At 69.7% G+C, this 23,320-nt stretch carries 14 protein-coding genes; 10 read left to right on the top strand and 4 right to left on the bottom strand.

The window, feature by feature from the left end; genetic code table 11:
• Window positions 1-36: 36 nt before the first annotated feature.
• From FZ938_RS29900 to FZ938_RS29860, 9 genes are all read left to right on the top strand, one after another.
• Entirely contained in the window at window positions 37-846 is an 810-nt protein-coding gene (locus FZ938_RS29900) for an FkbM family methyltransferase (RefSeq protein ID WP_246457185.1), read from the top strand.
• A gap of 124 nt (window positions 847-970) precedes the next feature.
• Window positions 971-1,741, top strand: coding sequence for a glucose-1-phosphate cytidylyltransferase (gene rfbF, locus FZ938_RS29895; protein ID WP_149201807.1), 771 nt, complete (start codon window positions 971-973; stop codon window positions 1,739-1,741).
• Between the two features lie 8 nt (window positions 1,742-1,749).
• Window positions 1,750-2,832 (top strand): CDP-glucose 4,6-dehydratase, encoded by a 1,083-nt coding sequence (rfbG, locus tag FZ938_RS29890; RefSeq protein WP_149201806.1) that lies wholly within the window; start codon window positions 1,750-1,752, stop codon window positions 2,830-2,832.
• Between the two features lie 47 nt (window positions 2,833-2,879).
• Window positions 2,880-4,250, top strand: a complete 1,371-nt coding sequence (gene rfbH / locus FZ938_RS29885; protein WP_149201805.1) for a lipopolysaccharide biosynthesis protein RfbH — start codon at window positions 2,880-2,882, stop codon at window positions 4,248-4,250.
• Between the two features lie 13 nt (window positions 4,251-4,263).
• Window positions 4,264-5,232, top strand: coding sequence for an NAD-dependent epimerase/dehydratase family protein (locus FZ938_RS29880; RefSeq protein ID WP_149201804.1), 969 nt, complete (start codon window positions 4,264-4,266; stop codon window positions 5,230-5,232).
• Window positions 5,220-6,242, top strand: a complete 1,023-nt coding sequence (locus tag FZ938_RS29875) for a GDP-mannose 4,6-dehydratase (protein ID WP_149201803.1) — start codon at window positions 5,220-5,222, stop codon at window positions 6,240-6,242. Before FZ938_RS29880 ends, FZ938_RS29875 begins: the two co-directional genes overlap by 13 nt.
• 64 nt (window positions 6,243-6,306) lie before the next feature.
• Window positions 6,307-7,371: a glycosyltransferase family protein gene (locus FZ938_RS29870; RefSeq protein ID WP_149201802.1), complete on the top strand. Its 1,065-nt coding sequence runs from the start codon at window positions 6,307-6,309 to the stop codon at window positions 7,369-7,371.
• 29 nt (window positions 7,372-7,400) lie between these two features.
• The gene (locus FZ938_RS29865) at window positions 7,401-9,248 is read left to right on the top strand and encodes a glycosyltransferase (RefSeq protein ID WP_174756940.1); all 1,848 of its coding nucleotides are present in this window, start codon (window positions 7,401-7,403) and stop codon (window positions 9,246-9,248) included.
• A gap of 46 nt (window positions 9,249-9,294) precedes the next feature.
• Complete coding sequence (locus tag FZ938_RS29860) at window positions 9,295-10,197, top strand: NAD-dependent epimerase/dehydratase family protein (RefSeq protein WP_149201800.1); 903 nt, start codon at window positions 9,295-9,297, stop codon at window positions 10,195-10,197.
• A gap of 13 nt (window positions 10,198-10,210) precedes the next feature.
• Here the strand turns inward: FZ938_RS29860 and FZ938_RS29855 are convergent, their stop codons facing one another.
• The 4 genes from FZ938_RS29855 to FZ938_RS29840 form a co-directional block, all read right to left on the bottom strand.
• Window positions 10,211-11,092 carry a glycosyltransferase family 2 protein gene (locus tag FZ938_RS29855; protein ID WP_149201799.1) on the bottom strand — a complete coding sequence of 294 codons (882 nt, stop codon included), beginning with the start codon at window positions 11,090-11,092 and terminating at the stop codon, window positions 10,211-10,213.
• Window positions 11,089-12,057 (bottom strand): glycosyltransferase family 2 protein, encoded by a 969-nt coding sequence (locus tag FZ938_RS29850; RefSeq protein WP_174756942.1) that lies wholly within the window; start codon window positions 12,055-12,057, stop codon window positions 11,089-11,091. Before FZ938_RS29850 ends, FZ938_RS29855 begins: the two co-directional genes overlap by 4 nt.
• Before the next feature lie 116 nt (window positions 12,058-12,173).
• A complete protein-coding gene (locus FZ938_RS29845; RefSeq protein WP_149201797.1) occupies window positions 12,174-15,164 on the bottom strand; it encodes a tetratricopeptide repeat protein in 2,991 nt (996 codons plus the stop codon).
• A gap of 44 nt (window positions 15,165-15,208) precedes the next feature.
• A complete protein-coding gene (locus tag FZ938_RS29840) occupies window positions 15,209-17,395 on the bottom strand; it encodes a tetratricopeptide repeat protein (RefSeq protein WP_246457186.1) in 2,187 nt (728 codons plus the stop codon).
• 751 nt (window positions 17,396-18,146) lie between these two features.
• On the opposite strand from FZ938_RS29840, the gene FZ938_RS29835 reads away from it, so the two are divergent.
• Window positions 18,147-23,320, top strand: a 5,174-nt coding sequence (locus FZ938_RS29835) for a beta strand repeat-containing protein (protein WP_149201796.1), incomplete at its 3' end; no start/stop codon positions are given.

Below are 23,320 nucleotides of genomic sequence, written 5' to 3'. Positions count from 1 at the left end.
GGGCAGGGCGGGGCAGGCAGGGTGGAGACGAGACCGATGATCGGCGGGCCGGTGGATCTGGAAGGCGGCTTCAACCGCATGCGGCCCTGCCGCCACGGGTTGATGGTCTACAACCGCAACGACCGGTATGTCGGCCGCTCCCTCGATCTCTACGGCGAATATGCCGAGCATGAGGTGGCGGTGTTCCGCTCCATCCTGCGTCCCGGCGACGTTGTGGTGGAGGTCGGGGCCAACATCGGCGCCCAGACCCTGCCGCTGGCCCGCATGGTCGGGCCGTCCGGGTCCGTCGTCGCCTTCGAACCGCAGGAGATGCTGTTCAACCTGCTCTCCGCCAATCTGGCCTTGAACGGCATCGCCAATGTGCGGACCCGGCGCATGGCGGTGGGGAGCGAGGCCGGATCCATCCGGGTGCCGACGCTCGACCCCAGCCGCTCCAACAATTTCGGCGCCCTCGGCCTCGGCGGCTGGGACCATGGCGAACTGGTCCCGCTGGTGACGCTGGACAGCCTCGACCTGCCGTCCTGCCGCCTGCTGAAGGCCGATGTGGAGGGCATGGAGGAGGCGGTGCTGCGCGGGGCCGGCGGGCTGATATCGGGCCACCGGCCGGTGCTGTATGTGGAGAACGACCGGCGCGACCGCTCGCCCGCCTTGATCGGGCTGATCCGGTCGATGGGCTACCGGGTGTGGTGGCACACCGCCCGCCTGTTCGACCCCGGCAACTTCGCCGGGAACCCCGACGACGTGTTCGACGGGGTGGGCGCCGTCAACCTCGTCGCCCTGCCGCCGGACAGCGACATCCACATTCCCGATCCCGAGATCACCGACGATCATGCCTGGTGGCGGTAAGGCAACTCTCCGCCGTGACCTTTGGAGTCCATGCAGGCTCCCGAGCGCCTGTGCTTGACCGTTTTTTCACAAATTGCTTAATACTCTGCCCTGGTCCACTCCTGAATTGGAAGAGCTGCAGGAAATGAAAGCTGTAATACTTGCCGGCGGCCTTGGAACGCGGCTCTCCGAGGAAACGGACCTGCGGCCCAAGCCGATGGTGGAGATCGGTGGCAAGCCGATCCTCTGGCACATCATGAAGATTTATTCCTCGCATGGCATCAATGACTTCGTCATTTGCCTGGGCTACAAGGGCTATGCGATCAAGGAGTATTTCTCCAGCTACTCCCTGCACAATTCGGACGTGACCATCGACTTGCGGACAAACACGGTCGAGGTCCACCGCCGCCTTGCCGAACCCTGGCGGATCACGCTGGTCGAGACCGGCGAGTCCACCCTGACCGGCGGCCGCATCAAGCGCGTGCTGCCCTATCTGGAGGGGGAGGAGGCCTTCTGCCTCACCTATGGCGACGGCGTCGGCAACGTCGACATCTCCGCCTCGGTCGCCTTCCACAAGGCGCATGGCCGCGCCGCCACCATGACCGTGGTGCATCCGCCCGGCCGCTACGGCGTGGTCGAACTGGAGGGCGACCGCATCTCTGCCTTCCAGGAAAAGCTGCCGGGCGACGGCGCCCGCATCAACGGCGGCTTCTTCGTGCTGTCGCCGACGGTCGGCCGCTATATCGACGGCGACGACACCATGTGGGAGCAGGAGCCGCTGCGCGGCCTGGTCGAGGACGGCCAGCTGCACGCCTGGAAGCATGACGGCTTCTGGCAGTGCATGGACACCATCCGCGACAAGCGTCTGCTGGAGGATTTGTGGACCGCCGGCAACCCGCCCTGGAAAACCTGGTGACCGCTCCGATGGCTGCGACTGCGTCGTTCTGGTCCGGCAAGTCGGTCTTCCTGACCGGCCACACCGGCTTCAAGGGAAGCTGGCTCGGCTTCTGGCTCTCCGCCATGGGCGCGCGCGTCACCGGCTATGCGCTGGAGCCGCCGACCACCCCCAGCCTGTTCGAGGCGGCGGCCTTGCGCGACCGGCTGCACCGCAGCGAGATCGCCGACATCCGCGACCGCGACCGGCTGGCGGCGGCGCTGTCCGCCGCCCGTCCCGACATCGTGATCCACATGGCGGCCCAGCCGCTGGTCCTGCGCTCCTACCGCGACCCGGTGGAGACCTACGCCACCAACGTCATGGGCACGGTGCATCTGCTCGACGCGGTGCGCCGGATCGACAGCGTGCGCGTGGTGGTCAACGTCACCAGCGACAAATGCTACGAGAACCGCGAGTGGGTCTGGGGCTATCGCGAGAACGAGCCGATGGGCGGCCGCGATCCCTACAGCAACAGCAAGGGCTGCGCGGAGCTGGTGACCGCCGCCTTCCGCCAGTCCTTCTTCCCGCCGGGGGACAGCCCGGTCGCCCTGGTGTCGGGCCGCGCCGGCAACGTGGTGGGCGGCGGCGACTGGGCGGAGGACCGTCTGGTCCCCGACCTGATCCGCGCCTTCCTGGACGGCCGTCCGGCGGTGGTGCGCAACCGCCATTCCACCCGGCCCTGGCAGCATGTGCTCGACCCGTTGCACGGTTACCTGATGCTGGCGGAAGCCGCCTGGACCGAGCCGGCGACCCATGCCGAAGGCTGGAATTTCGGCCCGGCCGAGGGCAGCGCCCGCCCGGTCCACTGGGTGGCCGACCGGCTGGCCTCGCTGTGGGGCGACGGCGCCGCCTGGGTCGACAACAGCGGCCCGGCCGGCCCGCACGAGAACCGCTTCCTGGCGCTCGACTGTTCCAAGGCGCGGCAGCGGCTGGGCTGGGCGCCGCGCTGGGATCTGGCGGAGACGCTGGCCCGCACCGTCGAGTGGTATCGCGCCTATGGCCGCGGCCAGGACATCCCCGCCCTTATGTCCGCCCAGCTTCTTGCGTATAACGAGGCCCGGCCGGCCGTCTGAGGCGTCCGGCGTCCTTTTCGCATCACCGTTTCTTCCGTGAGACCGTCATGACCTCCTCCCCCTCTTCGCCGGCCACCTCTTCGCCGGCCGGTTCGGCGGATCGCCGGGAAGACCTGCGCCGCCGGATCCTCGATCTGGTGGCCGAATATGCGGAGGTCGCCCATGCCGACCGCCCCTTCGACCCGGCGCGCTCGCCGGTCCCCGTCAGCGGCAAGGTCTATGGCGGCGAGGAGATGGCGCTGCTGGTGGATTCCGCCCTCGATTTCTGGCTGACCACCGGCCGTTTCAACGACGCCTTCGAAAAGCGTCTGGGCGAGTTCCTCGGCGCGCGCAACGTGCTGACGGTCAATTCCGGCTCGTCGGCCAATTTGCTGGCGCTGACCGCGCTGACCTCGCCGCTGCTGGGCGACCGCGCGCTGAATCCTGGCGACGAGATCATCACCTGCGCCACCGGCTTCCCGACCACGGTGAACCCGATCCTGCAGAACGGGATGGTCCCGGTCTTCCTCGACGTCGACATCCCGACCTACAACATGGACATGCGGCTGCTGGAAGAGGCGGTGACCCCGCGCACCCGCGGCATCATGCTGGCCCATACGCTGGGCAACCCCTTCGACCTCGCCGCCGTCACCCGCGTCGCCGAGAAGCACGGGCTGTGGGTGGTCGAGGATTGCTGCGACGCGCTGGGTGCCCGCTATGACGGCAAGCTGGTCGGCAGCTTCGGCGACGTCGGCACCCTCAGCTTCTACCCGGCCCACCACATCACGATGGGCGAGGGCGGGGCGGTCTTCACCAGCAACGCCAAGCTGAAGCGCTCGCTGGAATCCTTCCGCGACTGGGGCCGCGACTGCTGGTGCCAGCCGGGCCAGGACAACACCTGCAAGCAGCGCTTCAACTGGCAGCTCGGCGACCTGCCGCACGGCTACGATCACAAGTACATCTACTCCCATCTCGGCTACAACCTGAAGATCACCGACATGCAGGCGGCGGTCGGGCTGGGCCAGATGGATCGGCTGGAAGGCTTCATCGAGGCGCGCAAGGTCAACTTCGCCCGGCTGAAGGCCGGGATGGCCGAGTTGGCCGACATGCTGATCCTGCCGGAGGCGACGCCGAACAGCGACCCGTCCTGGTTCGGCTTCCCCATCACGGTGGCGGCCGACGCCCCCTTCAGCCGCGACGAGCTGACGCGCGAGCTGACCCGCGCCCGCATCGGCACGCGCCAGCTGTTCGGCGGCAACCTGCTGCGCCAGCCCTACATGAAGGGCCGCCCGCACCGCGTCGTCGGCGAGCTGACCAACAGCGACGTCGTCACCGCCCGCACCCTGTGGATCGGCGTCTATCCGGGCCTGACCGCCGCCCACATCGACTACATGCTGGACGTCATCCGCGGCTTCGTCCGGGCGCGGACGGCCGGCTGAGGGCCGCCGGGCGATGCGCGTTCTCGTCACCGGCTCCGCCGGCTTCCTCGGCGCCCATGTGGCCGCCCGCTTCGCCCATGCCGGCTGGACGGTGCTGGCCGCCGGCCGGGAGGGCAGCGACAGCTGGCGTCTCGCCCGCCTCGGCGTGGCGGCGGAGCCGGTGCGGCTCGACCTGACGGCGTCGGGGGATGAGATCGCGGCGGCGGTGGCCGGCGCGCGTCCCGACCTGATCGTCCATTGCGCCGCCTACGGCGTCGATTACCGCTTCCAGGACGTGGCGGCGTCGGTCCGCACCAACCTGGAGGGCACGCTGCACCTCGTGCGTGCGGCGGCCCAGGGCGGGGTGAAGCGCTTCATCCATGTCGGCACCTGCTACGAATACGGCCCCTCCGACCATCCGATCGCCGAGGACGCGCCGCCGGCCCCGCGCAGCCTCTACGGCATCACCAAGGCGGCGGCGACGCTCGCCGCGCTCGGCACCGCCGCGTCGCACGGGCTGGCGCTCGCCGTGGTGCGGCCCTTCGGCATGTACGGCCCGCTGGAGAACGACACGAAATTCGTGCCGATGATCCTGCGCGCCTGCCGCGACGGCCGGCGCACCGAGCTGACCGCCGGCGGCCAACTGCGCGACTACGTCTATGTCGGCGACGTTGCCGAGGCCTGCCTGCGGCTGGCCGAACTGCCGGACTTCCCGGCCGGCGAGATCGTCAATCTCGGCTCCGGCGCGCCGATCACCATCCGCGCCCTGGGCGATGCTGCGGCCCGTGCCGTCGGCCATGGCGGCGACGCCCTGGCCTGGGGCGCCTTGCCCTACCGTCCGGACGAGGTGATGAGCATCGTCGCCGACGCCGGCAAGGCCGCGGCAAGGCTCGGCTGGCGGGCGTCGACCCCGCTGGACGAGGGCATGCGGCAGACCCTGGCCTTCCTCGATCCCCCCGAAAAATTGCCCGAAAATACCGGAGTTCTCCCGTGCGCTACCTGATCACCGGAGGCTGCGGCTTCCTCGGCAGCAACCTCGCCGCCGCCGTTCTGGAGCGTGGCGAGGACCTCTGCGTCTTCGACAACCTGTCTCGCCGGGGCAGCACGCTGAACCTCGACTGGCTGCGCGGCCAGGGCGAGTTCGAGTTCCGCCACGGCGACATCCGCAATCCCAACGACGTGCAGCGCGCGGTGGCGGAACTGCGGCCCGACGTGGTCTTCCATCTGGCGGGGCAGGTGGCGATGACCACCTCGCTGGCCGACCCGCGGCTGGATTTCGAGGTCAACGCGCTGGGCAGCTTCAACCTGTTGGACGCGGTGCGCCGCTCGGCGCCGGACGCCCTGGTGCTCTACAGCTCGACCAACAAGGTCTATGGCGACCTGGAATGGACGCCGTACGAGGAGACGGAGACCCGCTACGTCGCCCCGGCCTTCCCCAACGGCTTCGACGAGACCGCCCCGCTCGACTTCCATTCGCCCTACGGCACCTCCAAGGGCGCGGCCGACCAGATGATGCTGGACCATCACCGGGTGTTCGGGCTGCGCACCGTGGTGTTCCGCCATTCCTCGATGTATGGCGGCCGGCAATACGCCACCGCCGACCAGGGCTGGGTCGGCTGGTTCTGCGGTCTGGCGGTCCAGGCCGGGCTTGGGAAACTGAAGGATCCCTTCACCATCAGCGGCACCGGCAAGCAGGTCCGCGACGTGCTGCACGCCGAGGACATGAAGACCCTCTATTTCAGCGCGGTGGAACGGGCCGACGCGGTGGCGGGACAGGTGTTCAACATCGGCGGCGGCATGGCCAACAGCCTGTCCCTGCTGGAGTTGTTCCGCCTGCTGGAGGAGCTGCACGGGGTGGAGATGCGGTTCGAGCGGCTGCCGCCGCGCATCAGCGACCAGCGCATCTTCGTCGCCGACATCGCCAAGGCCCGCCGCCTGCTGGGCTGGGAGCCGAAGGTCGACGCCCGCCGCGGCGTCTCCGACATGCTGGCCTGGATCGCCGGGCAGGGGTGACGCCGGGCTGCTGACGACAGGGCCGGGGCCGCGAAAGCCCCGCCCACTGAGGTTTGAGGACCGCATGCTGCATTTCTTCTGGACGCCCTACATCTTCCGCCGCGATAGCTACGACAAGTACGAGGCGAACAACGCGGAGATCTGCAAGCATGCGCGCCGCGTGCTCGGCCGCTTCACCGACGTGCATCTCGACAGCTTCAATGCCTCGCGCGTCACGCGGAACCCGGCGGACATCCTGCTGGGCCACACCAGCTTCGATTCCGTCGGCGGGCTTGCCGACGACTGGGTGCGCGACAATGCGCTGGAGCCCGGCCAGCCGGCCCATCCCAACACCTACCTGATGCTGCCGCTGCTGCCCGAACCGGTGGAGGAGCACAAGAGCTGGAGCCCCTTCATGGACAGCCAGCTCCGGGGCGCGCGGCTGATCTTCGGCATCTGCGGCGATCACTGGTACGAGCGCATCCAGGCCCTGCCGGCCGACGACATGCTGGGCCGGGTCAAGGACCGCATCGTCCGCATCGACATGGGCTGCGAAGGCCACCGCTTCGCCCCGCCGCGCGGCTATTCGCAAGCCAGCATGCGCGGCCTGCTGCACATGAGCGACCTCGCCCCGCACAAGGGATTCGACCTGCTGCTGAACAGCGTCGCCGGCACCGGCGCCGTGCTGCATGCCGGCAGCAGCGCGCTGCGCGCCCATCCCTACCAGCGCGTCCGCCTGAACGGGCACGAGTTCGTCTCGCTCGGCTGGGTGGACAACACGTCGGCCCAGCAGGACCGCTTCATCAAGGACAACTGCGCCTTCTACATCCACGCCAGTTCGCGCGACGCCCAGGCCACCGCCATCCTGGAGAACTGCGCCCGCGGTCTGGTGCCGATGGTCACCCCGGAAAGCGGCTTCCGCTCCCCCTACGCCATCGAGCTGACCCAGGACGCCGAGGCCAACCGCGCCATCATCGCCCGCGCCCTGGCGATGCCGCAGGAGGAGTATGAGCGGCGCAGCGCCGGCGTCGTCCGGCAGGTGCTGGAACAGCATTCCTGGGACCGCATCTTCACCGGCATCTGGGAGCGCATCCAGCAGGACATTGCCGGTCGCGCCGCGTGGGCCGGCCGCGCCGGACAGGCCGGCTGAACCGCCCGGCCCCCACCCCTGCCATGCCGATGACGAGCGCTGACGACTTCGTTTCCCAAGGGATGGAACGCTACCGCGGCGGCGACATCGCCGCGGCCGCGGCCGCCTACCGGCTTGCGCTGTGCATGGACCCGGCCAGTGCCAACGCCTTCCATCTTCTGTCGATCTGCGAAATCCAGCTCGACCGGATCGAGCCGGCGCTGTCCTGCTTCCGCCGGCTGGAGGCGGTCGGCCTGCGCCACGAGGCGATAGAGTCCAACCGCCGGGTCGCGGTGCAGAAGGCGTCGGCCGTCCTGGCCAGCTTGCCGCCGGGCAAGGCTTTGGCCGAGGCCGCATCGCTGGCCGGTGCCGTTCTGGCGCTCGATCCCGGCAATCCCGTCCTGGCTTTCCTGTTCGGCGGCGACGACATCGACCGAGGCTTCGTGCCGCGCGGGCTGCATCGGATCGCGGTGGTGCCTGCCGACCAGCGCCGCCGGCCGCCCCTGCTCGACGCCTACAACCGGATCATCGTCGCGGCCTACGATCATGGCGCCGGGTTGCTGAACGGCGGGAAGCCGGTGGAGGCGCTGCTGACCTTCGCCGCCCTGGCGGTCCTGGAGCCGGGCCATGGGCAGATCGCCTCGACCCTCGCCTCCGCCATCCGCCGGACCCTGCGCGAGGCGGTCGAACGGCACCAGTCGGCCGACCTGACGGGGGCCGTCGCGCTCTACGACGCCATCCTGGCGGCCGTTCCCGGCCATCCCGAGGCCTCGCACCTGCGCCGTCTGGCCGACTGGCGGCGCGGCTCCTGGCGCCCGGCGGGCCGGACCGAGCGGCCGGCCCCGTCAACAGCCCATCCGCCGGAAACCTCTCCGCCGGTCCTGACCATCTGCATCCCCACCTACAACCGTCCGGACGAACTGGTCTTCCAGGTCGAGAACCTGATGGCGCAGGTCCTGGAGACCGGACGGCGCGACATCCGCATCCTGGTGTCGGACAACTGCTCCGACGAGCGGGTCGAACGCTCCGTCCGGATCTTCGAACGCTGGAACCGTGCCGGGGCGGTCCTGTTCGAGTACCACCGCAACGCCCGCAATCTCGGCTATGACGGGAACGTCATGGCCTGCTTCGACCGCTGCGTCTCCGGTCATATCTGGATCCTGTCCGACGACGACTATGTCCTGCCGGGAACGGTCGCCCGGCTGTGCGCGGTGATCGACGCCCACAGCCCGACCCTGGTCTTCCTGAACGAGCCGAGGGATATGGGCGGGGTGGTGGGCGGTATGGCGTTCGACGGGACCCTGACCACCCCGGCCGGAACCATGGTCCGCCTGCCGCTGGGCCGGCCGCTGTCCCTCGACGCCGGGGACGAGCAGCTGAGAGCCGCCGTGGTGTCGCATTCCTTCTGGTTGTCGCGCTCGGTCTTCCGCAAGAGCTTCCGCGACTACGACGCGGCCGACCTGTCCGGCACCTCCGTCGCCCATATCGGTCTGGTCAACCTGTCGCTGGTCAATGACCGGCAGCCGACGCTGTACCTGACGGACCAGCCGATGGTGATGAACATGCCGCACAGCGTGTTCTCCCACAATTTCATCGAGGTCTTCGTCTCGGGCATGCACCGGCTCTACGGCTCGCCGACGATGAACTTCTCGCCCGGCGTCGTGCGGGCGGTGGCGCGCGAGAATTTCCGCTTCCTGGAGCGCTTCATCGACGGCACCCACCCGCCTCACATGACGATGCGCTATCGCCCGCGCTTCTTCCGGCTGGTGCGGAAGAAGCTGGAATATGGCGCCGGCATCGGCGAGACCCTGCGCTTTGCACGCGACCTGCTGAAATACCGGGCGTCCTTCCGTATAAGGGCCGGAACCGGTCAGCCGGCGAAATCGACCAGCATATGAGCGCCGCCCGGCCGCCGGGCGCCGCCAGTCGGGGAAGTGAAGATCCATGGCCGTTCTTGTGACCGGAGGCACCGGCTTCGTCGGTAGCCATCTTCTGAAGGGGCTGCTCGCCGACGGGCATGAGGTCATCGTCCTGAAGAGGAGCACGTCCGACCTGACGCGCGTCCGGCCGCTGCTCGGCGACCCCGGCCTGTCCTTCGTCGACATCGACCGCGACGGCATCGCCGGGGCCTTCGCCGGAGCGCCGGTCGAGGCGGCGGTGCATGTCGCCACCTCCTACGGCCGCGGCGGCGAGACGCTGGCGAGCATCCTGGAAGCGAACCTGATCTTCCCGGTCGAACTGATCGAGCTGTGCGTCCAGCACAAGGTCCGCGCCTTCGTCAACACGGACTCCTATTTCTGCAAGGAGAAGAAGTCCTATTCGGCCCTGCCGAACTATTCCCTGTCCAAGCAGAACCTGCTGCCCTGGCTGAAGAAGTTCTCCGACCGCATCATGCTGGTCAACGCCTGCCTGGAGCATGTCTACGGCGCCCATGACAGCCCCACCAAATTCTGCGAGGACCTGATCCGCAAGGTGGCCCTGCAGCGCGTCGACTCCCATCCGCTGACCCACGGCCACCAGAAGCGCGACTTCGTGCATGTCGACGACGTGGTCCGCGCCTATGTCGCCATCGTCCGCCGGGCGGTGGGGACGGAGAGCGGCTATGCCGAGGTCAATGTCGGCACCGGGCGCAGCGTGGAGATCCGGGCCTTCGCCGAGACGGTGAAGCGGTTGTCGGGCAGCCCGACCGACCTGCGCTTCGGCGCCATCCCCTACCGCGACGACGAGATCATGAACTCCGTCGCCGATACCCGGGCGCTGTCGGCGATGGGGATCGAGCTGGGCATCGGCATCGAGGAGGGGATCGCCGACGTCCTGTCCCGCTACGGTGTCGGCCCCGCCAGCTGACGAGGCGGCCCGCTCAAGGCTCCACCCCGTAGGCCCGCAGATGGTCCTCATAGGGAATGACCCGGCGGGCGACGCGCACCTCCTGCCGCCACAGGGCGGCGGCGGCCAGCCGGGCGGGCGGCGGGGCCATCGGCGACTTCATGAACCACATCAGCGCGTGGTGGTAGCAGGTGAAGAAGCGCCCGTTCGCGATCAGGTCGGAGGTGATGCCGCCGCGCCGGAAGGTGACCAGCGGCTCGCCGACATAGGCGACATAGGGATAGCGGCTGGCGGCGATCAGATAGATCAGGCAGTCGGGGCCGGCGCCGTGCGCCTCGAAATCGGCGGCCGAGCTGCCCGCCGGGCCGGGGCCGAGATCGCTGACGATGCCGTCGCGCAGGTCGGCGGTGCGGAACAGGGCGGCGCAGGGTGACACCGGCAGGCCGCCGAAGTTCGACAGATATTCGAAGACGAAGGTGTCGGACGGGAAGGTGTCGACGAAATACTGGTGGATGACGCCGTGCGACGCACCCGCCTCGTCCACCAGCTTCGCGGGAGTGAAGACGAAGGCGACCCGCCCCTGCAGGCGGGGCAGGGTGCGTTCCAGATAGGCCGGCTCCAGCCGGTCGTCGGAGAACAGGATCTTGGAAACGGGCGCCCGCGCCTCGGCGACGCAGCGGCGCCAGTTGTTGACGGGGCCGATGTTGGCGTCGTTGCGGAACAGGCGCAGCCGCCCGTCCTCCGCCGCCAGCCGCTGGCAGATCGCCCAGGTGCCGTCGGTGCTGGCGTTGTCGACCACCACCACCTCGATGTCCTGCACCGTCTGGGCAAGCGCGGAGCGGACCGTCTCCTCGATCTCGCGCTCCCGGTTGTAGGCCGGGATCAGGATGCTGACGAGCGGGGTGGCGGCGTTCATGCCTGCGCCGCCTGGGCCTGCGCCGCTTGGCGCCGGTTGCGCTCCTGGATGTAGGCGTTGAAGTCGGCCACCGTGATCAGCGGGAAGCTGCCGATATACTGGACCGCCGCCTGCCCGATCTGCTCGACCAGGAAGGTGAAGACCGCCAGCTCGACCTGCCGGTCGATCCTGGTCAGCTCCGCCCCGCGCCTGGCGCGCAGGGTGGTGTAGATGCGGTTCAACTGGGCGGCACGGACTTCCGGCGACTTGCGGTAATTGGTCACCGCGCCGTTGCCGGTCTGGATTTCCCAGTTGTGCTCACCGTCGCGGATGGTGATGAGCGGGTCGAACAGATAGCCCAGCCGCTGGCCCGACAGGCCGAGATACCAGTGGGCGTATTCCTCCGACCCGCATTCCCAGGATTCGACCATCGGCGCCAGGAACTGGGCGGTGCGGTAGAGGCCGGTCAGGGTGTTGACGAACAGTGGCGGCGACGGCGGAAAATGCAGCGACACCGGGTTCAGGTAATAGCCGTCGATCACCGCCTCCATCCCCGGCCGCAGCGTCGTGTGGAAGGGCTGCGGGTGGGGGCGCCCGTCCATCAGGATGTGGTGGGCGTTGGAGAAGCAGGCGTTGACCTCCGGCACCCGGCGCAGCAGATCGACCTTGCGGCGCAGGTTGTCGGCATCCCAGAAATCGTCGTCGGCGGTGAAGGTGAAGAACTCGCCGGTGATGAAGCTGAAGGCGCGGCGCGCGTTGCCGTCCATCCCCAGATTGGTCTCGTTCTTGTGGTAGCGGACACGCGGATCGGCATAACGGGCGGCGACGAGGTCGCGCGTCTCGTCATTGTCCGAATTGTCGGTGATGATGACTTCGTAATTGCCGTAGGTCTGGGCGAAGACCGTGTCCAGCAGCTCGCGCAGCAGGTTCGGGCGGTTGCGGGTCGGGATGCAGATCGAGACCCTGTCTTTTGCACGCTGTTCCATGACGTCTTTCTCTGCCGCGTCCATCTTCGCCGTGTCTTTTCCAGACGGCGAAGCGATATCACCCCGAAACCGGCAGGGTCAACCGGACCCCACCCGTCATTCCCGGACCTTTCTCCTCAGGCCCGCGCCCGCACCCAGGCCTGGTACAGCCCGCCGAAGATCATCGGATGCTCCGCCTCCAGCCGGTCCCAGCGGGCGAGCGAGGTCATCGCCGGATCTTCGGGGAAGCGCTTGCGGTAGAGCGCCGCCACGGCGGGATCGGCCAGCCGGAAGCCCAGGAACTCCAGGCCCAGCGTCTCGAGCGCACCGGCCAGCCAGGGCAGGGTGACGTGCAGCTCGTGGACATGCATCAGCAGGTCGCGGCAGGCGCTGGTGCCGTAGAAGTCCGGGGAATGGACGACGGCGCGGGCCGGATGGCCGTCCGGCAGATCCTGGATGTCGCGGCGGACGCGGCGGATGCCGTCCAGGGTCGGCGGGTGGCCGCGCTCGGCGATGAAGGCGCGGGCGGCCAGGATCGGCCGGCGGGCGGCGGCGCTGTAGAAGCCCACCTCCATCACGCCATGCGGGCGCATCAGCCCGCGCAGCACGCGCAGGCCCGCCACCGGATCCTCCATGTGGTGCAGCACGCCGACGCTGTGGATCACGTCGAAGCGGCGGCCCAGCGTCCCCAGCTCCAGCAGGTCGGCCTGGGCGAACTCGATGCTCTTCAGGCCCAGCCGCCGGCTCTGCCGCGTGGCGTAGGCGAGGCTGCGGCGGCTGAGGTCGACCGCCAGCACCTTGGCGTTCTTCAGGGTGGTGGCGGCCCACACCGCCTCGCGCCCGGTGCCGCAGCCGGCGACCAGAACCTCCGGCGCCTCCCAGCCCGGCGCGTTCCAGGCGGGGGAAGCGGGCAGGGCGGCATGGGGGAAGAGCGCGTGCAGGAAGCGGGGCAGCGGCACCGGCTCCGGCAGCAGGCCGGTGGTCATCCAGCGCGGATAGGGGTTCTCCTCGTACTGGGCGCGCACGCCGACCGACACCGGGTGGCTGATCTGGGTCAGCGCCGGCAGCTCCGCCTGGATGGCGGCCTCGGCCAGCGGTTCGGCGACCTGCCGGTTCAGCAGCCGGGCGATCTCCTCGGGCCAGGACATGGCCTGCAGGGCGGCCGCCCGTTCCCAGCGGTAGAGCGGACGATAGGCGCCGAGCAGCGCGACCAGCACCGCCGGTGGCTGCTCTTTGCGGTCCAGCGCCGCCTCCGCCGCGCGGAGCAGCACCGCCAGGACCTGGAACTCGCCGTCGGTCTCGGCGAAGACATACTCGTTGAGGAAGCACTGTTCGGCGATGGCGGCGCACAGGGCGCGCCAGGACGGCCGGTCGGGCAGGCCGGGGCCGGTCAGCGCCAGCAGCAGCACCCGGCGCAGCCGGGTCAGCGCCCGTTCCAGCGAGGGGTCGCAGACCGGCGCGGCGCGCAGATGGGCCAGCAGCAGCGCATCCTCCGCCAGCCCGGCGAGCGAACCGTCGGCCAGCAGGGTCCGGCTGGCCTCGTCCAGGGCGGGGCCGTCATTCTCCGGCAGGGCGGCGAGGGTCCTGATGACGGGCGCGGCCATCAGCACGCCGGCGATGGCGCGTGCCAGCCCGGCGCCCTCCACCTCCGGCCGGCCGAGCGCGGCCAGCAGGTCGGCGCGCAGGCCCTCGTCAACGCCATTGGCGGGCTCCGGCGGCGTGGCGTCGCGCAGCGCCTCGGCGAAGGCGATCCAGTTGCGCGGTACGTCGGGGGCGAGGCGGATCGCCTTGCGGACATAGGGCAGGGCCTGGTCGCGCCAGCCGCCTTGCAGGAACAATGCTGTGATGCCGAAGCACAGCTCCGCGTCCTCCGGTGCGGTGCGGGCGATGCCGAAGGCTTCCGCCTCCGCCTCGGCGGTGCGGCCGGCGGCGACCAGCAGCGACAGCAGGGCGCGGCGCAGCGGCAGGGGAAGCGGCTGGTTGGCCGGCCGGCCGGCGGTGGCGCGGCGCAGTTCCTCGATGGCGGCGTCCGGGTTGCCGGTTTCCTGGTGCAGGCGGGCGAGGTTGTTGTGGACCTCCGGCAGGTCGGGGGACAGGCGCAGCGCCTCGCGGTAGGCGTCCAGCGCCCCGGCGGTGTCGCCGCTGCTCTGCAGGGCGGCGCCCAGATTGGCCAGCAGCGGCGTCCGGTTGGGGTCATCCGGGTTGGCGATGCGGGCCAGCCCGTCGCGGCAGACGGTGGCCGCCTCCTCCCAATGGCCGGCGACGCGCAGGCTGTCGGCCAGCCGCAGCCGGGCGTCGAGATGGCCCGGATCGACCGCCAGCACCCGGTGGAAGACGGCGATCGCCGATTCCTGCTGGCCGGCGCGGTGGTGCAGGGTGCCGATCAGGTGCAGGGTTCCCGCCAGACGCGGACGCAGCGCCACCGCCTGCTCGGCCTGCTCCAGCGCTTCCTCGTCGCGGCCCAGCCGGGCCAGCAGCGAGGCATGGTTGCCCAGGATTTCCGGCAGGACCGGACGGTGGGACAGCGCCCGGCGGAACAGCGCCTCGGCCTCCTCGGCCCGTCCCTCCAGCATGCGGACCAGCGCCAGGGTGCCCAGCGTCTCGGCCTGTGCATGACGCAGCGATTGTGCCGGCTGCGCGGCGCCGTCGGCAAGGCGCAGGGCCGCGTCGCAGGCGGCAGCCGCCTCGGCCAGCTGACCCAGTCGCAAGCGGGCGAGCGCCTGCGCGCGGTGGGCCTGGATGGCTGCCGCCCCGCTCTCCGTCCGCCGCAGCGCTTCGGCTGCCGCCGCATAGCCGTCGTCGGTGCGGCCGGCGGCGATGAATGCCAGGGCCAGAACGCTCCAGCCCTCCGCCCGCTCCGGTTGCGACCGAACCGCCGCTTCCGCCCAGGCGACGGCGTCGGCCGGCCGGCTCAGGATGCGGGCGGCCTCGGCCAGCGACAGCAGCCCGGCGGCATCCCGCGGCGGGTTGCCGCACAGGTCGCGGTAGGGACCCTCCGCCTCCTCCGGCCGGCCGGCCCGACACAGTTCCAGGACCTGACGTTCCAGGGCCTGCTGCTCCGGGGTGCTCTGGCCGGGCGGAAGGCCGGTGGTCCCGATTGCGGTCCCGGCGGCGGTGTCGGTGGTCATGGAGCGGAACCCTTGGGTTGGAGGGGGAGGAGGGCTGCCGGACCTCAATAGGCCTGGTAGGACTTTTCCTCGACCAGCTCGGAGCCGAGCATCTGGTTCAGGTCGCGCTTCAGCGCCGCGCGGCGGTCGTTGGTGTGATAGACCTGCCGGGCCAGTTCGACGAAGCGCGGGCCGAAATCCTTCGCGCGCTCGCAGTCGCGGATTTCGTCCTCGACCTCCCACAGGGTGGTGTTCACCGCGCGCAGATCGTCGATCAGCGCCGCCACCTCCGGCCGGGCGGTGTCGGCCTGCGCCGCCACGGCGACCAGCGCCTCGCGCTCGCGCCGGACATTGGCCAGCTTGTCGGCGTCGGCGATGCGCTCGGCCTTGATGTCGAGGATGGTGATCTTGTCCAGCAGTTCGCCCCAGGAAACGGGCGCCAGGATCGGCATGTCGGAAGGTCCTGTTCGGGTGTGGTTGACGTGTGTGGTTCGCTCGCGGAGCGCATGCTCGAGCCGGTCCATGGTGCCGTCCCAGGAGCCGGGGCGGTCCTGCCGGAACAGCCGCATGGTCGGATACCAGGGGCTGTCGTCGCGGTCGAGCATCCAGCGCCAGTCGGGGGCGAAGGGGACCAGCACCCAGACCGGGACGCCGAGCGCACCGGCGAGATGGGCGACGGAGGTGTCGACGCAGACCACCAGATCGAGGCCGGCCATGATGGCGGCGGTGTCGGCGAAGTCCTTGATGTCGGGCGACAGGTTCAGCAGGGGGAAGCCGCCGGGCGGGTTGGCCGCCTGCCCCTCGGTCGGTCCCTTCTGGATGGAGACGAGGCTGACGCCGGGGATGGCGGCCAGACGCGCGAAGGGGGCCAGCCCGATGGAGCGGTTCTTGTCGTTGCCGTGGGTCGGCGATCCGGCCCAGACGATGCCGACCTTCAGGCCGTCCCCGTCCTTTGCCAGCCCCTTCAGCCGCTCGCCCCAGCGGGCCGTCAGATCGGGCTCCGCCGACAGGTAGGGGACGCGGTGCGGGATGGTGTCCATCTGGGTCCCGAACACCTCGCCCAGGCTCAGCATCGGCAGATGCAGGTCGAAGGCGTCGGTGGGAAGCTGGCCGCTGACGAAGCGTTCCACGCCCGGCAGCCCGGCCATCACCCGCTGCAGCGGGGCCGGCAGGCCCAGGAGCACCCGGCCGCCGCGCGCCGCCACCAGGGGGACGTAGCGGCAGAACTGCAGGGCGTCGCCCAGCCCCTGTTCGCCATGCAGCAGGATGCGGCGGCCCTCCAGCGGCTCGCCGTTCCAGCGCGGCTTGGGCATGGCGGCGTGGGTGGGGGCGTCCTTGCAGCGCAGCCGCCACTCATACTCGCGCCAGCCCTCTTCGAAGCGGCCGGCGACGAGCAGGGCCATGCCGAGGTTGCGGCGGGCGTCCGGGCCGGCCGGGTCGATCGTCACGGCGCGGCGGAAGCCGGTGACCGCCTCGTCCACCCGGTTCTGGTTCAGCCGGGCGTTGCCATGGTTGGCATAGCCGCCGGCGAAGCCCGGATCGACGGCGACCGCACGGGCATGGGCGCGCGCCGCCTCCTCCAGACGCCCCTGCTCCTGCAGGGCAAGGCCGAGGCTGGTGTGGCCGGCGGCGAAATACGGATCCAGCGCCACGGCGTGGCGGTGACAAGCCATCGCCTCGTCCGCCCGGCCCAGCCCGCGGAGCGCGATGCCCATGTTGTTGCAGGCGGCGGCATGGGCAGGGTCGATGGCCAGTCCGCGGCGATAAGCCGCGACGGCATCGTCCAGCGCATCGCGTTCCTGCAGGACGTTGGCCAGTCCGTTGTGGCCTTCCGTCGCCATCGGGTCGACACGGATCGCGCGGCGATAGGCCCGTTCAGCCTCGGCGGAGCGGCCCTGCCCGCGGTGCAGCGCGCCCAGGCTCTCATAGGCGGCGGTCAGGCCCGGCCGCAGGGCGAGGGCGCTGCGGTAGGCCGCCGCCGCTCCCTGCCCGGACCCGAAGTCGCGCAGCATGTTGCCGAGATTGAGGCGCGGCTCCGCCATGGCGGGATCGAGGCGCAGCGCGCGGGCCAGCAGGCGCAGCGCGGCACCGCCCTGGCCGGCGCGCCGGACGGCCAGCCCCATCAGATGCAGGGCGTCGGTCTGGTCGGGTGCGATCTCGATGATGCGGCGGTAGATGCGGGCCGCAACGGCGATCTGGCCGCTTTGGTGGTGCCGCACCGCCGCGGCGAGTGCCTCCTGAATGGTCGCCATGCTTGATCGATCGTCCCTGTCGGTCCTGCGGCATCGGTTCTGCAGACTGCCGATCCGGCCGCCGGAACGGAATAGCGGGTGTTCCCGAATTCTCCAAGCGTGATCCTGGTCGCACAGGCATCCACGCTAGGCATCCACGCCGGGGCGGCGTCGGCAATACTGTGCATATTATGAAATTGTAACGATGATGACTGCAAAGGCTTAAGCCAGGCCGTGGCGGGTGAAGTGACGGTGACCGGGAAAGCTGTGTAATTGCTCGCCGTCGGAGACGCGAGTCGAGTGGGAATGAGCCCTGCACCGCGGCGGCGGCGGCGGCGAACTGCTGGACTGTGGGTACCCCCAACTTCAAACAGGCCTGTTGCGAATTGGCCATACCGGGTATTTCGACAGATTTTCCAGGCACTTGTCGGAGGGGTCGTAGGAGTGGGATATGGCCGTTATGGGGCTGCCCGTCCGGTCAGGCGTTTCGCCCTACCCACTTCGGTAGAAACGCGTTGCCTTGGGTCCATTCCTTCGGATAACAAGGGCACGGTGTGTTAGCTCGCGCTAGGACTGACTCTGCCTGCCATCAGCCGAGCGTGACGCGCGCCTTAAAGATGGTTCATCCGCCGGCGAACCAAACCTGAAGGGGATTAGTATGGCTGGAACCTTTAACGTAACGACGGGTTCAACCCTAACACTAGGACAGTTCTCTACAATCATCGGCAGCTCCAGTACTGACGTCATCACGCTCGGGACCTCCGGTAACACGGTGTCGATCTCGGCGCTGGAAACTCTGATTGGTACTGCGGGCACCGAACTCATCACGCTGACGGCCGGTTCCACCCTGCAGGTTTCGCTGCTGGAAACCCTGGTGGGCAGCAGCTCGACGGATGTGATCTCGGTCGGCACGTCCGGCTCCACGATGCTGGTGTCTTTGCTTGAGACGATCACCGGCGGCGCGGGCACGGATGTCGTCACGCTGGGCACTGCCGGCAACACGCTGCTGATCTCGACCATCGAGACGCTGACCGGCGCCGCGGGGACCGACATCGTCACGCTGGGCACCGCGGGCAACACCCTGCTGGTTTCGGCGGTCGAGACGCTGACCGGTGCCGCGGGCACCGACATCGTCACGCTGGGCACTGCCGGCAACACGCTGCTGGTCTCGGCCATCGAGACGCTGACCGGCGACGCGGGTACCGACATCGTCACGCTGGCCTCCGGCGGCAACACCATCCTGGTGTCGGCCCTCGAGACGCTGACCGGCGCCGCGGGCACCGACATCGTCACGCTGGGCACCGCGGGCAACACCCTGCAGGTCGTCGCGTTCGAGACGATCACCGGTCAGAACGGCACCGACGTCGTCTATCTCGGCACGTCCGGCAACACCGTCCTGCTCTCCGGCCTGGAGTCGCTGGCTGGCGGCGCCGGCACCGACATCGTCACGCTGGGCACGACCGGCACCACCATGCTGGTCACCGCGCTCGAGACGATCACCGGCCAGGGCGGCACCGACGTCATCTCGATCGTCGGCACCGGCGCCACCATGCTGGTTTCGGGGCTCGAGACGCTGGCTGGCGCCGGCGGTTCCGACATCATCACCCTTGGCACCTCCGGCAGCACCCTGCAGGTCTCGCTGATCGAGACGCTGACCGGCAGCACGCTGTCCGACGTGGTTTCGTTCGGCACGACCGGCACCACCCTGCTGATCACCGCGGTCGAGACGCTGACCGGCGCCACCGGCACCGACGTCGTCACCATCGGCTCGGCCGGCAACACCGTCCTGGTGGCCGGGATCGAGACGCTGACCGCCGGCGCCGGCACCGACATCGTCACCATCGGCACCACCGGCAGCACCCTGCTGGTTTCGGCGGTCGAGACGCTGACGGGCCAGGGCGGTACCGACGTCATCACGCTGGCCTCCGGCGGCAACACCGTCACGGCTTCGCTGCTCGAGACGCTGACCGGCGGCGCCGGCTCGGATCTGGTGTTCCTCGGCACGGCCGGCAACACGACCACCGTTTCGGCGATCGAGACCCTGGTCGGCGGCGATGGCACCGATGTCGTCACCATCGGCACGACCGGCAGCACCATCCTGGTTCGCGCGGTCGAGACGATCACGGGCCAGGGCGGCACCGACGTCATCACGCTCGGTAACACCACCAACACGCTGGTCGTGGGTGGCATCGAGACGCTGACCGGCGGCACCGCCAGCGACGTCGTCACCATCGCCACCACCGGCAGCACCCTGCTGGTTTCGGCGGTCGAGACGCTGACGGGTCAGGGCGGCACCGACGTCATCACGCTGGCCTCGTCCGGCAACACCGTCACGGCTTCGCTGCTCGAGACGCTGACCGGCGGCGCCGGCTCGGATCTGGTGTTCCTCGGCACGGCCGGCAACACGACCACCGTTTCGTCGGTCGAGACGCTGATCGGCGGCACCGGCACCGACGTCGTCACGCTGGGCACCATCGGCGGCACGCTGCTGGTTCGCGCGGTCGAGACGATCACGGGCCAGGGCGGCACCGACGTCATCACGCTGGGCGACACCGCCAACACGCTGGTCGTGGGTGGCATCGAGACGCTGACCGGCGGCACCGCCAGCGACGTCGTCACCATCGCCACCACCGGCAGCACCCTGCTGGTTTCGGCGGTCGAGACGCTGACGGGTCAGGGCGGCACCGACGTCATCACGCTGGCCGCTGCCGGCGCGACGATCCTCGCCAGCCTGGTCGAGACCATCACCGGCGCCGCCGGCTCCGAACTGGTGTACCTCGGCACGGCCGGCAACACGCTGACCGTTTCGGCCATCGACGTCCTGATCGGCGGCACCGGCACCGACGTCGTCACGCTGGGCACCGTCGGCAACACGGTCCTGCTGCGTGGCCTGGAGACCCTGACGGGCGCTGCCGGCACCGATGCCATCACGCTGGGCGATACCGGCAACACCCTGCTGGTCTCGGCTCTCGAGACGCTGACCGGCGGCGCCGCCACCGACGTCGTCACCATCGGCACTTCGGGCAACACCCTGCTGGTTTCGGGTCTTGAGACCCTGACGGGCCAGGGCGGCACCGACGTCATTTCGCTGGGTTCGGCCGGCAACACCCTGGTCGCCACCGCCCTCGAGACGATCGCCGGCGGCGCCGGCACCGATGTCGTCAACATCGGCACCTCGGGCAACACCCTGTTCGTCTCGGCTCTCGAGACGCTGACCGGCAGCGGTGCCGGCACCGACGTCGTCACGCTGGGTTCGGCTGGCAACACCCTGCTCGCCAACCTGCTCGAGACGATCGCCGGCGGCACGGGCTCCGATCTGGTCTTCCTCGGCACGGCCGGCAGCACGGCTCTGGTGTCGGGTCTCGAGTTCGTGATCGGCGGCACGGGCACCGACGTCGTCACGCTGGGCACGGCGGGCAACACCGTCACCGTGCGCGGCCTGGAGACGCTGACCGGCCAGGGCGGCACCGACGTCGTCACCATCGGCGACACCGGCACCACCATGCAGGTCGCCGCCCTCGAGACGCTGATCGGCGGCGCTGCCACCGACGTGATCACTCTGGGCACCTCGGGCAACACCCTGCTGGTTTCGGGTCTTGAGACCCTGACGGGCCAGGGCGGCACCGATGTCGTCACCATCGGCTCGGCCGGCACGACCCTGCTCGCCAATCTGCTCGAGACGGTCATCGGCGGCACGGGCTCCGAGCTGGTGTTCCTCGGCACGGCCGGTTCGACGGTCGCGGTGTCGGGCATCGACATCCTGATCGGCGGCACGGGCACCGACGTCGTCACCTTCGGCACGGCCGGCAACACGCTGCTGCTCCGCGGCATCGAGACGCTGATCGGCGCCACCGGCACCGACGTTCTGACGCTGGGCGACACGGGCAACACCGCGTCGGTCTCGCTGTTCGAGACGGTCATTGGCGGCACGGGCACCGACGTCATCGCCATCGGCACCGCCGGCAGCACCCTGTTCGTCTCGGGTCTCGAGACCCTGACGGGCCAGGGCGGCACCGACGTCGTCACCATCGGCTCGGTCCTCGGCAACACCATCCTGGTGACCGGTCTCGAGACGCTGACCGGTCAGGTCGGCACCGACGTCGTCTCCCTGGGCACGGTCGGCAACACCATCCTGGTGTCGCTGCTCGAAACCCTGACGGGCGGCACGGGCACCGACGTCGTCACGCTGGGCTCGGTCGGCGGCACGCTGCTGGCTTCGGGTCTGGAGACGCTGACGGGCGGCACGGGTTCGGACCTGGTCTTCCTGGGTTCGGCCGGCAACACCCTGCTGGCTTCGGCTCTTGAGTTCCTGATCGGCGGTGCTGGCACCGACGCGATCACGCTGGGCACGGCGGGCAACACCGTCACCGTGCGCGGCCTCGAGACCCTGACCGGCCAGGGCGGCACCGACGTCGTCACCATCGGCGACACCGGCACCACCATGCTGGCTTCGGCCCTGGAGACCCTGATCGGCGGCGCTGCCACCGACGTGATCACTCTGGGCACCTCGGGCAACACCCTGCTGGTTTCGGGTCTTGAGACCCTGACGGGCCAGGGCGGCACCGACGTCGTCACCATCGGCTCGGCCGGCACGACCCTGCTCGCCAACCTGCTCGAGACGGTCATCGGCGGCACGGGCTCCGAACTGGTGTTCCTCGGCACGGCCGGTTCGACGGTCGCGGTGTCGGGCATCGACATCCTGATCGGCGGCACGGGCACCGACGTCGTCACCTTCGGTTCGGCCGGCAACACGCTGCTGCTCCGCGGCATCGAGACGCTGATCGGCCAGGGCGGCACCGACGTCCTGACGCTGGGCGACACGGGCAACACCGCGTCGGTTTCGCTGTTCGAGACGGTCACCGGCGGCGCTGCCACCGATGTCATCACGATCGGCACCGCCGGCGGCACCCTGTTCGTCTCGGCTCTGGAAACCCTGTCTGGCCAGGGCGGCACCGACGTCATCACGCTGGGTTCGGCGGGTAACACGCTGTTCGTCTCGGCTCTCGAGACGGTCACCGGCGGCGCTGCTACCGACGTCGTCACGCTGGGCACCACCGGCGCCACCATGCTGGTCTCGGCTCTCGAGACGGTCACCGGCGGCACGGGCACCGACGTCATCACGCTGGGCACGGCGGGCAGCACGCTCACCGCTTCGGCGCTGGAGACGATCGCCGGCGGCACGGGCACCGATTGGGTCCTCCTCGGCGCGGCCGGCAACACCCTGCTGGTCTCGGGTCTGGAACTGCTGGTCGGCGGTGCGGGCACCGAAGTCGTCACGCTGGGCACGACGGGCAACACCATCCTCGTCCGCGGCATCGAGACGCTGACGGGCCAGGGCGGCACCGACGTCGTCACCATCGGCGACACCGGCACCACCATGCTGGCTTCGGGTCTGGAGACGCTGACGGGCGGTGCGGGCACCGACGCCATCACTCTGGGCACCACCGGCAACACCCTGCTGGTCTCGGCTCTGGAGACGATCACCGGCCAGGGCGGCACGGACGTCATCACTATCGGCTCGGTCGGCGCGACCCTCCTGGCCAATGCGCTGGAGACGATCACCGGCGGCACGGGTTCGGAACTGGTGTTCCTGGGTTCGGCCGGCAACACGGTCACGGTGTCGGCTGTCAACATCCTGATCGGCGGCGCCGGTACGGACGTCGTCACGCTGGGCACGGCCGGCAACACGGTGCTGCTGCGCGGCATCGAGACGCTGACCGGCGCTGCGGGCACCGACGTCGTCACGCTGGGCGATACCGGCAACACGCTGGCGATCTCGCTGATCGACACGCTGGTTGGCGGTGCGGGCTCCGACGTCGTCAGCCTCGGCACCACCGGCACCACCATGGTGCTGTCGGCGATCGAGACCCTGACCGGCGGCACGGGCACCGACGTCATCACCCTGGGTTCGACCGGCAACACGCTGTTCGCCACCCTGATCGACAC

This window comes from Azospirillum oryzae, assembly GCF_008364795.1.
GTDB classification, from domain to species: Bacteria; Pseudomonadota; Alphaproteobacteria; order Azospirillales; family Azospirillaceae; genus Azospirillum; species Azospirillum oryzae.
Note: the sequence above shows the minus strand (reverse complement) of the source record. Positions and strands in the feature narration are given on the sequence as shown.